At 53.0% G+C, this 14,710-nt stretch carries 12 protein-coding genes; 9 read left to right on the top strand and 3 right to left on the bottom strand.

What is annotated here, in order from left to right; genetic code table 11:
• Positions 1-23: 23 nt before the first annotated feature.
• The 4 genes from alr to HV229_RS23385 all read left to right on the top strand — a co-directional run bounded on the left by alr (position 24) and on the right by HV229_RS23385 (position 3,872).
• Positions 24-1,103 carry an alanine racemase gene (alr, locus tag HV229_RS23400; RefSeq protein WP_016155354.1) on the top strand — a complete coding sequence of 360 codons (1,080 nt, stop codon included), beginning with the start codon at positions 24-26 and terminating at the stop codon, positions 1,101-1,103.
• Between the two features lie 129 nt (positions 1,104-1,232).
• Positions 1,233-2,426 carry an aromatic amino acid transaminase gene (tyrB, locus tag HV229_RS23395; RefSeq protein WP_047357730.1) on the top strand — a complete coding sequence of 398 codons (1,194 nt, stop codon included), beginning with the start codon at positions 1,233-1,235 and terminating at the stop codon, positions 2,424-2,426.
• Between the two features lie 249 nt (positions 2,427-2,675).
• The gene (gene aphA, locus HV229_RS23390) at positions 2,676-3,389 is read left to right on the top strand and encodes an acid phosphatase AphA (RefSeq protein ID WP_003826615.1); all 714 of its coding nucleotides are present in this window, start codon (positions 2,676-2,678) and stop codon (positions 3,387-3,389) included.
• 126 nt (positions 3,390-3,515) lie between these two features.
• The gene (locus tag HV229_RS23385; protein ID WP_016155357.1) at positions 3,516-3,872 is read left to right on the top strand and encodes an MmcQ/YjbR family DNA-binding protein; all 357 of its coding nucleotides are present in this window, start codon (positions 3,516-3,518) and stop codon (positions 3,870-3,872) included.
• 94 nt (positions 3,873-3,966) lie between these two features.
• On the opposite strand, the gene uvrA is transcribed toward HV229_RS23385, so the two are convergent.
• Positions 3,967-6,789, bottom strand: coding sequence for an excinuclease ABC subunit UvrA (gene uvrA / locus HV229_RS23380; RefSeq protein WP_016155358.1), 2,823 nt, complete (start codon positions 6,787-6,789; stop codon positions 3,967-3,969).
• A gap of 251 nt (positions 6,790-7,040) precedes the next feature.
• On the opposite strand from uvrA, the gene ssb1 reads away from it, so the two are divergent.
• On the top strand, positions 7,041-7,568 hold the full coding sequence (gene ssb1 / locus HV229_RS23375) for a single-stranded DNA-binding protein SSB1 (protein WP_016155359.1): 528 nt from the start codon (positions 7,041-7,043) through the stop codon (positions 7,566-7,568).
• Between the two features lie 66 nt (positions 7,569-7,634).
• Here the strand turns inward: ssb1 and HV229_RS23370 are convergent, their stop codons facing one another.
• Positions 7,635-7,916, bottom strand: a complete 282-nt coding sequence (locus HV229_RS23370) for a YjcB family protein (protein ID WP_016155360.1) — start codon at positions 7,914-7,916, stop codon at positions 7,635-7,637.
• Between the two features lie 551 nt (positions 7,917-8,467).
• Between HV229_RS23370 and HV229_RS23365 the strand changes: the two genes are divergently transcribed.
• On the top strand, positions 8,468-10,054 hold the full coding sequence (locus HV229_RS23365; RefSeq protein ID WP_016155448.1) for an EAL domain-containing protein: 1,587 nt from the start codon (positions 8,468-8,470) through the stop codon (positions 10,052-10,054).
• 2 nt (positions 10,055-10,056) lie between these two features.
• Here HV229_RS23365 and soxS read toward each other — a convergent pair whose 3' ends face one another.
• Positions 10,057-10,380: a superoxide response transcriptional regulator SoxS gene (gene soxS, locus HV229_RS23360; protein ID WP_016155362.1), complete on the bottom strand. Its 324-nt coding sequence runs from the start codon at positions 10,378-10,380 to the stop codon at positions 10,057-10,059.
• Positions 10,381-10,466: 86 nt separating this feature from the next.
• Between soxS and soxR the strand changes: the two genes are divergently transcribed.
• The 3 genes from soxR to HV229_RS23345 all read left to right on the top strand — a co-directional run bounded on the left by soxR (position 10,467) and on the right by HV229_RS23345 (position 14,683).
• Positions 10,467-10,925 (top strand): redox-sensitive transcriptional activator SoxR, encoded by a 459-nt coding sequence (gene soxR / locus HV229_RS23355; protein ID WP_016155363.1) that lies wholly within the window; start codon positions 10,467-10,469, stop codon positions 10,923-10,925.
• Positions 10,926-11,529: 604 nt separating this feature from the next.
• Entirely contained in the window at positions 11,530-12,879 is a 1,350-nt protein-coding gene (ghxP, locus tag HV229_RS23350) for a guanine/hypoxanthine transporter GhxP (RefSeq protein WP_016155449.1), read from the top strand.
• A 157-nt stretch (positions 12,880-13,036) separates the two neighbouring features.
• Positions 13,037-14,683 carry a Na+/H+ antiporter gene (locus HV229_RS23345; protein ID WP_016155450.1) on the top strand — a complete coding sequence of 549 codons (1,647 nt, stop codon included), beginning with the start codon at positions 13,037-13,039 and terminating at the stop codon, positions 14,681-14,683.
• The last annotated feature ends 27 nt before the right edge of the window (positions 14,684-14,710 follow it).

The raw sequence follows: 14,710 nt of genomic DNA, 5'->3' as shown, positions 1-14,710 counted from the left end.
CAAATACTTATCAAGGAATACAAATGCAAGCGGCAACTGTAGTCATTAACCGCCGCGCTCTGCGACACAACCTGCAACGTCTGCGTGAACTGGCTCCAGCCAGTAAACTGGTTGCGGTCGTGAAAGCGAACGCTTACGGCCATGGTCTGTTAGAGACCGCGCGAACGCTCCCCGATGCGGACGCTTTTGGTGTCGCTCGTCTTGAAGAAGCCCTGCGGTTGCGAGCGGGAGGGATCACGCAGCCCATCCTGCTGCTGGAAGGATTTTTTGATGCTTCCGATCTGCCGACTATCTCCGCGCAGCGTCTGCATACTGCCGTCCACAACCAAGAGCAGCTTGAAGCTCTGGAAGCCGCGGTACTGGCTGAACCGGTCACCGTCTGGATGAAGCTCGACACGGGAATGCACCGCCTGGGCGTGCGTCCGGAGCAGGCCGAGGCGTTTTATCAGCGCTTGACGCAATGCGAAAACGTGCGCCAGCCGGTCAATATCGTCAGCCACTTTGCGCGCGCGGACGAGCCTGAGTGCGGCGCGACCGAAAAGCAGCTCGATATCTTCAATAGCTTTTGCGCAGGTAAACCGGGTCAGCGTTCGATCGCCGCGTCGGGAGGTATTCTGCTGTGGCCGCAGTCTCACTTCGACTGGGCGCGTCCGGGGCTGATTCTGTATGGCGTATCGCCGTTGGAAAACCACTCTATCGGTGCCGATTTTGGCTGCCAGCCGGTGATGTCGCTCACTTCCAGCCTGATTGCGGTGCGTGAACACAAAGCGGGCGAGCCGGTTGGCTATGGTGGAACCTGGCTGAGCGAGCGCGACACGCGTCTGGGCGTGGTGGCGATGGGCTATGGCGATGGTTATCCGCGCGCTGCGCCGTCTGGGACACCGGTACTGGTCAATGGCCGTGAAGTGCCGATCGTCGGTCGCGTCGCGATGGATATGATTTGTGTCGATTTAGGTCCCGAGGCGCAGGATAAAGCCGGCGATTCGGTTATCCTGTGGGGTGAAGGTCTGCCCGTTGAACGCATTGCTGAAATGACGAAAGTAAGTGCTTACGAACTTATCACGCGCCTGACCTCAAGGGTGGCAATGAAGTATATCGATTAAGTTCATGATGTGCCGGATAAGGCGGTTACGCCGCCATCCGGCAATATTCCTCTCAACATCCTCTCGATCTTCTCCCGCTTCCGGTTTATTGTGTTCTTAACCCCTGCCTGTAAACCTGGAGAACCACACGTGTTTCAAAAAGTTGACGCCTACGCCGGCGACCCGATTTTATCGCTCATGGAGCGTTTCAAAGAAGATTCACGTAGCGACAAAGTGAACCTCAGCATCGGTCTGTACTACAACGAAGACGGCATTATTCCTCAGCTTAAAGCGGTGGCAGAAGCGGAAGCCCGACTGAATGCCAAACCGCATGGCGCTTCGCTGTATCTGCCGATGGAAGGCCTGAACACTTATCGCCATACTATTGCGCCGCTGTTGTTTGGCGCAGATCATCCGGTTCTCCAGCAGCAGCGCGTCGCAACGATTCAGACGCTGGGCGGCTCCGGTGCGCTAAAGGTTGGCGCAGACTTCCTGAAACGCTATTTCCCTGATTCTGGCGTGTGGGTCAGCGATCCGACCTGGGAAAACCACATCGCGATTTTTGAAGGTGCTGGATTCGAAGTAAGTACTTACCCCTGGTATGACGACACCACCAATGGCGTGCGTGTCAACGACCTGCTGGCCACGCTGAACACCTTACCGGCGCGCAGCATCGTACTGTTGCATCCATGCTGCCATAACCCGACGGGTGCGGATTTAACCCCCGCGCAGTGGGATGGTGTCATTGAGATCCTGAAAGCTCGCGATCTGATCCCGTTCCTGGATATTGCTTACCAGGGTTTCGGCGGTGGAATGGAAGACGATGCCTATGCGATCCGCGCCATTGCCAGCGCCGGATTGCCTGCACTGGTCAGCAATTCATTCTCGAAGATTTTCTCTTTGTACGGCGAGCGTGTCGGCGGACTTTCAGTGGTCTGTGAAGACGCTGATGCCGCCAGCCGCGTTCTGGGGCAGCTAAAAGCGACGGTGCGTCGTAACTATTCCAGCCCGCCAAACTTTGGTGCGCAGGTTGTGGCCGCAGTGTTGGGTGATGACGCGCTGAAAGCCAGCTGGCTGGCGGAAGTCGAAGAGATGCGTACCCGTATTCTGGCGATGCGCCAGGCGCTGGTTAACGTATTGAATGCGGAGATCCCTGGTCGTAACTTTGATTACCTGCTGCAACAGCGCGGGATGTTCAGCTATACCGGACTCAGCGCTGCTCAGGTCGATCGCCTGCGCGATGAGTTCGGTGTGTACCTGATAGCCAGCGGTCGTATGTGCGTGGCCGGGTTGAATCACGGTAACGTGCAGCGGGTGGCGAAGGCATTTGCCGCCGTCATGTAACCGGGTTTTTAGGCCTGATAAGCGTCGCGCCATCAGGCATTGTATTGCCGGATAGCGGTGTAATCACCTTATCCGGCCTACTTTCTTTCACCGTGCTATTGGTCTGTTTTCCAATGTGATCATGCTCTTTTTCCAGGACAAAACCAGAGAAAATCCTTCCTTTCCCTCCCCCTAAGGGGTAAGGTCAGATAGTTTTTTGACCAGTTGTTAATAAAAAAATGATAACTAACTGACTACTTAGGGAAAAATATGCGCAAATTTACGTTGGCACTGAGTGCTGTTTGTTTATTGTTCACGCTAAATCAGCCGGCCCAGGCGTTAGTTTCCTCTCCCTCTCAGCTTAATCCAGGCACCAACGTTGCAAAACTCGCTGAGCAGGCACCCATTCACTGGGTCTCCGTGGCACAAATTGAAAACAGCCTGACCGGACGCCCGCCGATGGCCGTCGGGTTTGATATCGATGACACCGTCCTCTTTTCCAGCCCAGGCTTCTGGCGCGGAAAAAAAACGTATTCTCCGGACAGTGAGGATTACCTGAAAAATCCGGCCTTCTGGGAAAAAATGAACAATGGCTGGGACGAATTCAGCATTCCGAAAGAAGTGGCGCGTCAGTTGATTGATATGCACGTGCGTCGCGGCGACAGCATCTTTTTCGTAACCGGGCGTAGCCAGACGAAGACCGAAACGGTGTCGAAAACGCTGTCCGATAACTTTCACATCCCGGCCGGCAATATGAACCCGGTCATTTTTGCCGGTGATAAGCCGGGCCAGAATACGAAAACGCAGTGGCTGCAGGATAAAAATATCCGTATGTTCTACGGCGACTCTGATAATGACATTACCGCCGCCCGAGACGTGGGTATTCGCGGCATTCGTATTTTACGCGCTTCTAACTCCACTTATAAACCGTTGCCACAGGCCGGCGCGTTTGGTGAAGAGGTGATCGTCAACTCGGAGTATTGAGGACGTTGCTTGCGGTTGTTGTTTTTTTAAACAAATTTGCGTTACCTGCTTTTACCTTTTGCGGACTTGCTGCACACTGAATAAAAGATGTTCTCATTAGGCAATATGCTGGTAAGGGGAATTAAGATGACGAATTCGGAGTTGCTGCAATACTGCATGGCAAAAATGGGCGCCGAGCAGAGCGTACACAGTGACTGGAAGGCCACACAAATCAAAGTCGAAGATGTGCTTTTTGCCATGGTAAAAGAGGTGGAAGAACGCCCGGCGGTGTCACTGAAAACCAGCCCGGAACTGGCAGAGTTGTTACGTCAGCAGCATAGCGATGTACGGCCAAGCCGGCATCTCAATAAGGCGCACTGGAGTACGGTGTATCTGGACGGCTCGCTGCCGGATTCGCAAATCTACTACCTGGTAGACGCCTCTTATCAGCAGGCCGTAAACACGCTGCCGGAAGATAAACGCCGGATACTGGCGCAGTCCTGATCTTTTTTCCGCAATGAGGCGCCAGCGCCTTATCCGGCCTACAAGCAATTATGCATATTTTGTAGGCCTGATAAGCGTAGCGCCATCGGCATGATTACAACAGTGGTTTGAGGAAACGGGCCGTGTGTGAGGCTTCACACTCAGCGACTGTTTCTGGTGTGCCTGAAACCAGAATTTCCCCGCCGCCGCTGCCGCCTTCCGGACCGAGATCGACAATCCAGTCAGCGGTTTTTATCACGTCCAGATTGTGCTCAATCACTACGATGGTGTTGCCCTGATCCCGGAGTTGATGCAGCACGTCCAGCAGTTGCTGAATATCCGCAAAATGCAGACCGGTGGTCGGTTCATCGAGAATATACAGCGTTTGACCGGTACCGCGTTTGGACAGTTCACGCGCCAGCTTCACGCGCTGCGCTTCACCGCCCGAGAGCGTGGTGGCGGACTGACCCAGTCGGATGTACGTCAGACCCACGTCCATCAGCGTTTGCAGCTTACGCGCCAGCGCCGGAACGGCATCGAAGAACTCACGCGCCTCTTCAATCGTCATATCCAGCACTTCGTGGATAGTCTTGCCCTTGTACTTAATCTCCAGTGTTTCGCGGTTATAGCGTTTGCCTTTACACTGATCGCACGGCACGTAGATATCCGGTAAGAAGTGCATTTCGACTTTGATCACGCCGTCGCCCTGACAAGCTTCACAGCGTCCGCCGCGGACGTTAAAGCTGAAACGACCCGGAGTATAACCGCGCGCACGCGACTCCGGCACGCCGGCAAACAGTTCGCGCACTGGCGTAAACACGCCGGTGTAGGTTGCCGGGTTAGAGCGCGGCGTACGGCCAATCGGGCTTTGGTCAATGTCGATCACTTTGTCGAAATGTTCCAGGCCCTGAACATCACGATATGGCGCGGGTTCAGCCAGCGTGGCGCCGTTCAGCGCCGTCTGCGCAATCGGGAACAGCGTGTCGTTAATTAGCGTCGATTTACCCGAACCGGAAACACCGGTAATGCAGGTAAATAAACCAACCGGCAGCGTCAGCGTGACATCTTTCAGGTTGTTACCGCGCGCGCCGGTCAGCTTCAATACTTTTTCCGGGTCTGCCGCCACGCGCTGTTTCGGCACTTCAATCTTGCGCTTACCGCTCATGTACTGGCCGGTCAGCGACTCAGGCACGGCCATGATATCTTTTAGCGTACCTTCGGCAACCACCTGGCCGCCGTGAACACCCGCGCCGGGGCCGATGTCGATAACGTGGTCAGCGGCGCGAATCGCATCTTCATCGTGCTCAACCACAATGACGGTATTGCCCAGATTACGCAGGTGGATAAGCGTACCCAACAGACGCTCGTTATCGCGCTGATGCAGACCGATAGACGGTTCATCCAGCACGTACATTACGCCGACCAGACCTGCGCCGATCTGGCTTGCCAGACGAATACGCTGGGCTTCGCCGCCGGAGAGCGTTTCTGCTGAACGCGACAGCGTCAGATAGTTGAGGCCGACGTTGACCAGGAACTTCAGACGATCGCCAATCTCTTTGAGAATTTTCTCTGCAATCTTCGCTCGCTGACCCGCAAGCTTCAGGTTGTTGAAGAAATCCATGGCGTGACCGATGCTCATGTCGGAAATCGCGGGCAGCGGCGTATTTTCGACAAATACGTGGCGGGCTTCCCGGCGTAAACGCGTCCCCTCACAGCTGGCGCACGGTCGGTTGCTAATGAACTTGGCTAATTCTTCACGTACCGCGCTGGATTCCGTCTCTTTATAACGGCGCTCCATATTGTGCAATACGCCTTCGAACGGATGGCGGCGTACGGACGTATCGCCGCGATCGTTCATGTATTTAAATTCGATATTCTCTTTACCGGAACCGTACAGCACCACTTTATGCACGGCAGGGTTCAGGCTGGCCCATGGGGCTTCAACGTCGAATTTATAGTGTTCCGCCAGTGACTTAAGCATCTGGAAGTAATAGAAGTTACGGCGATCCCAGCCGCGGATGGCACCACCGGCCAGCGACAGTTCCGGATTTTGGATCACCCGGTCAGGATCGAAATACTGCTGCACGCCGAGACCGTCACAGGTCGGGCATGCACCCGCTGGGTTATTGAACGAGAACAGACGTGGTTCCAGCTCCCGCATGCTGTAGCCGCAGATCGGGCAGGCGAAGTTGGCGGAGAACAGCAACTCTTCCGCTTTCGGATCGTCCATATCGGCGACCACCGCCGTACCACCGGACAGTTCCAGCGCGGTTTCAAAGGATTCTGCCAGTCGCTGGGTGAGATCGTCGCGGACTTTAAAGCGGTCAATCACCACTTCAATAGTGTGTTTCTTTTGCAGTTCAAGCTTGGGCGGATCGGAAAGGTCGCACACTTCACCGTCGATACGGGCGCGGATATAGCCCTGGCCTGCCAGGTTTTCCAGCGTTTTAGTATGCTCGCCTTTACGCTCTTTAATCACCGGCGCCAGCAGCATCAGACGTTTGCCTTCCGGCTGCGACAGAACGTTGTCCACCATCTGGCTAACGGTCTGGGCCGCCAAGGGAACGTCGTGATCCGGGCAGCGCGGTTCGCCAACGCGGGCAAACAGCAGACGCAGATAGTCGTGAATTTCGGTAATCGTACCTACCGTGGATCGCGGGTTGTGGGATGTCGATTTTTGTTCAATTGAGATGGCGGGAGACAGCCCCTCAATGTGGTCGACATCCGGCTTTTCCATCAGCGACAGAAACTGACGCGCGTACGCGGAAAGGGATTCAACGTAACGACGCTGCCCTTCGGCATACAAGGTGTCGAAAGCGAGCGAAGATTTGCCTGAGCCCGAAAGCCCGGTGACGACAATCAGCTTGTCGCGCGGGATGACGAGGTTGATGTTTTTGAGATTATGGGTGCGGGCGCCCCGAACTTCGATCTTATCCATTCATCTTTCCCGGATTAAACGCTTTTTTGCCTGGCTGCATGGTGCTACCGGCGATCACAAACGGTTAATTATGACACAACCTGACCTGAATGGATATACAGTATTGGAATGCAAAACGCAGATGCCTGTGCAACAATGTCTGTCTGGGGTTGTTTACTGGAATCGATCTCGCAACGTAGTAAAAGCGCTATTGGAAATGCTACAATCCCGCGCTTACACTTATTCAGTAACGTTTTTCAGGAGACACGATCATGGCCAGCAGAGGCGTAAACAAGGTGATTCTCGTCGGTAATCTGGGCCAGGACCCGGAAGTACGCTATATGCCGAATGGTGGCGCAGTTGCCAACATTACGCTGGCTACTTCCGAATCCTGGCGTGATAAAGCGACCGGCGAAATGAAAGAGCAGACTGAATGGCACCGTGTGGTGCTGTTCGGCAAACTGGCGGAAGTTGCCAGCGAATATCTGCGTAAAGGTTCCCAGGTCTATATCGAAGGTCAGCTGCGTACCCGCAAATGGACCGATCAATCCGGCGTAGAAAAGTACACCACTGAAGTTGTGGTTAACGTTGGCGGCACCATGCAAATGCTGGGCGGTCGTCAGGGTGGTGGTGCTCCGGCAGGTGGCGGCCAGCAGCAGGGTGGTTGGGGTCAGCCTCAGCAGCCGCAAGGTGGCAATCAGTTCAGCGGCGGCGCGCAGTCTCGCCCGCAGCAGCAGTCGGCTCCGGCAGCGCCGTCTAATGAGCCGCCGATGGATTTCGACGACGATATTCCGTTCTAATCCTTCTGCTTTTCGCTGAAAATTATGGCTACCTCAGAACTGGGGTAGCCATATGCAATTCTGTTATCAGTTCAACACCATCGGCCAGTCTGGCGGTGTATGGCTCATCACTTCAACCATTACGGTTTCAATGTTCTTCCAGATTGCGGACATATCCACCAAGGTTATGCCGAGTAATCCGGTCGCAAACCAGCAGGCAAAAACCAGCCCTAAACCGCTGCTAATGACGGCCAGGCCAATATAATCTGATTTACGAAAACGGATATTGAGCGTACTGGCTAAAAACATCAGCACTGCACTGAGTAATTGCCACCGCAGAAGAACCACGCCAGTTGTTATCGTTGCCATGAAAAACGTCCTCAGAAAGTCTGGATGCCCAGGACAGCGCGGGGGTGTTCACCGAGGGTGTAGTACTCTGGCTATCGACGGGCAATAACATGAATGAAACATCGTTTCTGTTACATGATTTTTGTGAACTATATCACATATGCTCGTTTGTTCACCAGTGTTGGGCGTATTTTTTGCAGGATGATAACCATGTTAAATATGTGGTTATATTTAAGGAAGCAATGATACTAAATAATCAATCTTAAAGATGTATTTTTGTTGCCTGTTTTATTTATCCTAAATTCATCGTTAAAAAAATCTAATGAATTTCTTAAATAAAGCCAGGATAGTGCTTATAAAAAATTACTCCTTGAGGATAATAACGTTATGAAATAAGCATAACTTTAAGTTTGCCTTACGGAAAAATAATATCATCATCAACTATTATCAGACTTTTACATAGAGAAGTCTGTTGCTAATACTGATAGATTCATGCAACTTAATCAGTCGGTGTTTATAGCATCTTGCCTTAATGGGTTCTGGCATATACGAAACAGGGAAACAGGGCTGACATGAATCACAGTGCGCGACGCAAGATACTGAAGTTCCTCGGAACATTCATGGTGGTATTGCTCCCCGTGGTGCTGGCGTTATGGTTTGCTCAAATCCGGGCAATGTCCGAAACCCGTAATCAACTTCGCTCTTTTGCGCAACTGGTGTTAAATAAAACTGAATTGGTGATCCAACAAGCCGATTTAGCGCGAGATATGGCCCTGTTGTATCAAGGTAAGATGTGTACCCCGGCACATCAGAAAAATATGCTAGATATTATTCGTGGTCGTTTATATATCAGCGAGCTAATTTATGCGCAGGGCGATCATTTTTTGTGCTCTACGTCGATGGCGCCGCCAGTCGCCTATATTATGCCGACCGCCGACTATAAACGTACGCCGGACATCTCCATCTATTACTATCGCGATACCCCCTTTTTCGCTGGCTACAGAATGACGTATATGCAACGTGGAAACTACGTTGTCGTCATCAACCCATTATCTTACAGCGAAGTTATGTCAGATGACCCGGACCTGTCCTGGGGCGTGTATGACACGGTAACGGGTACTTTTTTCTCTGCCAGCGAAGGGGCGCCTATTGCGCAGTTATTGCCGTTGGTGCACGGTGAAGCCTCAACCTTCCAGTTGGACGATCGCTTCTACACCAAAGTGCATTCAGAAAAACGCCCGATTGCGATTATTGTGTCGACCTCGGATAAACGCATACATTCGATTTTCTATCATGAGGCTGCGTTAACGATTCCTTTCGGGATTATCTGCAGCATCCTGATGCTGTTAATGTGGTGGCGCACGCGTCAGGAATACTTATCTCCCCGCCGCTTGTTAAAACGCGCAATCAAAAAACGTCAACTGTGTCTGCACTACCAGCCGATCATTGATATCGAAAACGGCCAGTGCGTAGGGGCTGAGGCTCTGCTGCGCTGGCCGGGCTGTGATGGTGAAGTAATGAGCCCAACCGAGTTTATTCCGCTGGCTGAAAAAGAGGGAATGATTGAGCGGATCACGGATTACGTGATTGAAGAGGTATTCAACGATTTAGGATATTTTCTTTCGGCGCATCCTCAGCTTTATATCTCGATAAACCTCTCTGCTTCTGACTTTCATTCATCCCGACTTATTGCCCTGATTACCGACAAAAACCGTGAGTACTCTGTGGCGGCCCAGCAAATTAAAGTCGAGGTGACCGAGCGCGGGTTTATTGATGTAGATAAAATGACCGCGGTAATCCAGGCGTTTCGTCAGGCGGGTTATGAAGTGGCGTTTGATGATTTTGGGACGGGATATTCCAATCTACACAATTTATCCGCGTTGAATATCGATATCCTGAAGATCGACAAATCATTTATTAGTACGTTGTCCACCAACAGCACCAGTCACCTGATTGCCGAACATATCATCGAAATGGCGCAAAGCTTACACCTGAAGATGATTGCGGAAGGGGTAGAGACGGTTGAGCAAATCGAGTGGCTGCGCGAACGTGGCGTACAGTATTGTCAGGGCTGGTATTTTGCGAAGGCGCTGCCGCCACAGGAGTTCATGCACTGGATACAACGGTCGCCCGCCATACTGACGCAGAGCGGGCAATAATCTTACAGGCGGTGGCGGTAATCGCTGGGGGTACGATCAAACTCGCGGCGAAACACGCGTGAGAAGGTTTGTTGTGATACATAACCAAGATCCATCGCGATATCGAAAATAGGTCGCTCGGTCGTCCGCAGTTCAACAGCAGCCAGCAGGAGTCGACGCTGGCGGATATAGTCACCCAACGTCTGGCGCATCACCGTGCGGAACATTCTCTGTAAATACCACTTCGAGTAACCTGATTTTTTCGCCACCGCCTCAATGTTCAGCGGCTGATCGATATGGTCGTCAATCCATTCAATAAGGGTCTGAATAATCTGCTGATGGGACATAGGGCTGCCTCTTTTTCAGTATTCGATTCGTCGTTTTGTCTGTGGGCGAGTATAATTCCTCAAGTTAACTTGAGGTAAAGCGATTTATGGAAAAGAAATTACCCCGAATAAAAGCGCTGCTCACGCCAGGTGAAGTTGCAAAGCGTAGCGGCGTGGCGGTATCAACCCTGCATTTCTATGAAAGCAAAGGGTTAATCAGCAGTATGCGCAACAGCGGCAATCAGCGCCGATACAGACGTGATGTGTTGCGTTATGTGGCGATTATCAAGATTGCTCAACGCATCGGGATCCCGTTGGCAACGATCGGTGACGCGCTCGGCGTATTACCTGAAGGACATTCGCTCAGTGCTAAAGAGTGGAAGCAGCTCTCTTCGCAATGGCGTGAAGAGCTGGATCGACGCATTCATACTTTAGTGGCGCTACGCGATGAACTGGATGGGTGTATTGGTTGCGGTTGTTTGTCGCGCAGCGATTGCCCGTTGCGTAACCCAGGCGATCAGCTTGGCGAGAAGGGGACCGGGGCGCGTCTGCTGGAAGATGATTGATGTGAAATATCTGATGGATTGACGGATACAAAACTAAAGCGCCACAGAGGGCGCTTTAGTTTGGTTCCGGTCTTTGTCTTTCACTCTATCCCGCTGGTTCACGGGAGGGTTTCCCCCGACATCAACACCCCTCAGTCGAGCACATTAGGTGAGGTTCCGGTCTGTGTTGATAATGTAATTGTAAGCCACCTCTCTCCATTTACCAGTGAAATGGTGATTTTTTAGCCAAAAAATTTTCCGCATCTTCACCGGTTTTCTTGCGCAAGTTTGCGTGAAAAAGGCACACCGATGTTGTAATAACTCCGCAAATTTTGTTGCGAGACTGCGCATTGACGATAACGTTTGCGCATCGACTGATTATTTATTGCGCGTTATAAGAAGAAATGAGTAAAAAGCGGCAAAGTTCAGTTGAAAACCAGCGTATGATCGCTGGATAATCGTTTGCTTTTTTTTACCACCCGTTTTTTATGCGCGAAGCTAAACGTTTGCTTTTTTGCGACACCCCTATTGACGCAAACCTGGCACATGGAGAAAACGTTTAGCAGGCAGTGGATTGTCCAGCACGCATAATGACGAAAAAATAAACTCTCAGGGGATGTTTTCTATGTCTACGCCTTCAGCGCGTACCGGCGGTTCACTCGACGCCTGGTTTAAAATTTCGCTCCGCGGCAGTACCGTTCGTCAGGAAGTCGTTGCCGGATTAACGACGTTCCTGGCCATGGTCTACTCCGTTATCGTGGTTCCGGGGATGCTGGGTAAAGCCGGATTCCCGCCTGCCGCTGTATTTGTGGCAACCTGTCTGGTCGCGGGCGTCGGTTCTATTGTGATGGGCCTGTGGGCAAACCTGCCGCTGGCGATTGGCTGCGCCATTTCTTTGACGGCGTTTACCGCGTTCAGCCTGGTACTGGGACAACATATCAGCGTGCCTGTTGCGCTGGGTGCGGTGTTCCTGATGGGTGTCCTGTTTACCATCATTTCCGCGACCGGTATTCGTAGCTGGATCCTGCGCAATCTACCGCAGGGTGTTGCGCACGGTACGGGGATTGGAATCGGCCTGTTCCTGCTGCTGATTGCGGCAAACGGCGTGGGTCTGGTTATTAAAAACCCGCTGGACGGCCTGCCGGTTGCGCTGGGCGATTTCGATACCTTCCCGGTGATTATGTCGCTGGTAGGTCTGGCGGTGATTATTGGCCTCGAAAAACTGAAAGTACCTGGCGGTATCCTGCTGACTATTATCGGTATTTCCGTAGTGGGTTTGATTTTCGACCCGGCCGTACATTTCTCCGGTATTTTTGCCATGCCGTCTCTGAGCGACGAAAACGGCAACTCGCTGATCGGTAGCCTGGATATTATGGGCGCACTAAACCCGATCGTACTGCCGAGCGTGCTGGCGCTGGTCATGACCGCTGTCTTCGATGCGACCGGAACCATCCGTGCGGTAGCCGGACAGGCGAATCTGCTGGATAAAGACGGACAGATTATTGACGGCGGCAAAGCGCTGACCACCGACTCCCTGAGCAGCGTGTTCTCTGGCCTGGTGGGCGCTGCACCGGCGGCGGTTTATATTGAATCCGCAGCGGGTACGGCGGCAGGCGGCAAAACCGGCCTGACGGCGATCACCGTTGGCGTACTATTCCTGCTGATCCTGTTCCTCTCTCCGCTCTCTTATCTTGTACCAGTATATGCAACGGCACCTGCGCTGATGTATGTGGGCCTGCTGATGTTGAGCAACGTAGCGAAAATCGACTTTGCTGACTTTGTCGACGCTATGGCGGGGCTGGTAACGGCCGTATTTATCGTGCTGACCTGTAACATCGTGACCGGCATTATGATTGGCTTTGCTACCCTGGTGATTGGCCGTATCGTCTCTGGCGAATGGCGCAAACTGAACATCGGCACAGTGGTCATCGCCATCGCGCTGGTGGCCTTCTACGCTGGTGGTTGGGCTATCTAATCCTCATTTGATGAAGATTCTGAAAACGGGTGGCTTTGGCCGCCCGTTTTTATTTTCACAACACTCTCGTTGTCTTTTGCGTTACTCTCAAGTAGATAGAATTGAGGCACGACGCCTCTCATCACTGATCATAAGAAACATCGCAAACAGGGAACGCATGGAAATCTTTTTCACCATACTCATCATGACCCTTGTGGTCTCGCTGTCGGGGGTTTTTACTCGCGTATTGCCATTCCAACTCCCTTTACCCCTTATGCAGATCGCCATCGGCGCCTTGCTGGCGTGGCCGACGTTTGGTTTGCATGTGGAATTCGATCCTGAGCTTTTTCTGGTTCTGTTCATCCCGCCGCTGCTTTTCGCCGATGGCTGGAAGACGCCAACCCGTGAGTTTCTGGAGCACGGGCGAGAGATCTTCGGCCTTGCGCTGGCGCTGGTTCTGGTCACGGTGGTCGGGATTGGCTTTATGATTTACTGGCTGGTGCCGGGGATCCCTCTCATCCCGGCCTTTGCGCTGGCCGCTGTCCTGTCGCCAACCGATGCCGTGGCCCTTTCCGGCATAGTGGGGGAGGGACGCATACCGAAGAAAATCATGGGTATACTGCAGGGCGAAGCGTTGATGAACGACGCCTCCGGTCTGGTATCACTGAAATTTGCCGTCGCCGTGGCGATGGGCACGATGGTGTTTACGGTTGGTGGCGCAACGCTTGAATTCTTCAAGGTAGCAATTGGCGGTATCCTGGCCGGTTTTGTCGTCAGTTGGCTGTACGGGCGCTCCCTGCGTTTTCTCAGCCGCTGGGGTGGTGATGAACCGGCAACGCAAATCGTTCTGCTGTTCCTGCTGCCGTTTGCGTCTTACCTGATTGCGGAACACATCGGTGTTTCCGGCATCCTCGCGGCGGTCGCAGCCGGGATGACCATCACCCGTTCCGGGGTAATGCGCCGGGCGCCGCTGGCGATGCGTTTACGTGCTAACAGCACCTGGGCGATGCTGGAGTTTGTGTTTAACGGCATGGTTTTCTTGCTGTTAGGACTGCAGTTGCCGGGGATTCTGGAGTCTTCTTTGGCGGCGGCAGAAGCCGATCCGAATGTAGAAATCTGGATGCTGTTTACCGATATCGTGCTGATTTACGTGGCGCTGATGCTGGTACGTTTTGGCTGGCTGTGGACGATGAAGAAGTTTAGCCTGCGCTTCCTGAAGAAAAAGCCGATGGAGTTTGGTTCCTGGACGACGCGTGAAATCATGATCGCCTCCTTTGCGGGCGTGCGTGGGGCCATTACTCTCGCCGGTGTGCTCTCTATTCCGTTGCTGTTACCGGATGGTAGCGGCTTCCCGGCGCGATATGAGCTGATCTTCCTTGCCGCGGGCGTGATTCTGTTCTCGCTGTTTGTTGGCGTGGTGATGCTGCCGCTTCTGCTGCAACACCTGGAAGTGGCAGACCACTCGCAGCAGCAGAAAGAGGAACGAATTGCCCGCGCTGCCACGGCGGAAGTGGCGATTGTCGCCATCCAGAAAATGGAGGAGCGTCTGGCCGCAGACACCGAAGAGAACATCGACAATCAGTTGCTCACCGAGGTAAGTTCACGCGTCATCGGTAACCTGCGTCGACGCGCCGACGGACGCAACGACGTAGAAAGCTCGATGCAGGAAGAAAACCTCGAGCGGCGTTTCCGTCTGGCGGCCCTGCGTTCCGAGCGCGCGGAACTTTATCACCTGCGCGCCACGCGGGAAATCAGCAATGAGACGCTGCAAAAACTGCTGCACGATCTGGATTTGCTGGAAGCGCTGTTGATCGAGAACGAATAAACGGTTGTGCCTGATGGCGCTACGCTT

Source organism: Citrobacter sp. RHBSTW-00524 (assembly GCF_013747755.1).
Taxonomy (GTDB): domain Bacteria; phylum Pseudomonadota; class Gammaproteobacteria; order Enterobacterales; family Enterobacteriaceae; genus Citrobacter; species Citrobacter braakii.
This window is presented reverse-complemented; position numbering and strand designations above follow the sequence as displayed.

Bases quoted from the DNA above. Each gene is read 5' to 3' on its own strand.
- alr (WP_016155354.1), top strand. From the start codon at position 24: ATGCAAGCGGCAACTGTAGTCATTAACCGCCGCGCTCTGCGACACAAC.
- aphA (WP_003826615.1), top strand. From the start codon at position 2,676: ATGCGCAAATTTACGTTGGCACTGAGTGCTGTTTGTTTATTGTTCACG.
- HV229_RS23385 (WP_016155357.1), top strand. From the start codon at position 3,516: ATGACGAATTCGGAGTTGCTGCAATACTGCATGGCAAAAATGGGCGCC.
- uvrA (WP_016155358.1), bottom strand. From the start codon at position 6,789: ATGGATAAGATCGAAGTTCGGGGCGCCCGCACCCATAATCTCAAAAAC.
- ssb1 (WP_016155359.1), top strand. From the start codon at position 7,041: ATGGCCAGCAGAGGCGTAAACAAGGTGATTCTCGTCGGTAATCTGGGC.
- HV229_RS23370 (WP_016155360.1), bottom strand. From the start codon at position 7,916: ATGGCAACGATAACAACTGGCGTGGTTCTTCTGCGGTGGCAATTACTC.
- HV229_RS23365 (WP_016155448.1), top strand. From the start codon at position 8,468: ATGAATCACAGTGCGCGACGCAAGATACTGAAGTTCCTCGGAACATTC.
- soxS (WP_016155362.1), bottom strand. From the start codon at position 10,380: ATGTCCCATCAGCAGATTATTCAGACCCTTATTGAATGGATTGACGAC.
- soxR (WP_016155363.1), top strand. From the start codon at position 10,467: ATGGAAAAGAAATTACCCCGAATAAAAGCGCTGCTCACGCCAGGTGAA.
- ghxP (WP_016155449.1), top strand. From the start codon at position 11,530: ATGTCTACGCCTTCAGCGCGTACCGGCGGTTCACTCGACGCCTGGTTT.
- HV229_RS23345 (WP_016155450.1), top strand. From the start codon at position 13,037: ATGGAAATCTTTTTCACCATACTCATCATGACCCTTGTGGTCTCGCTG.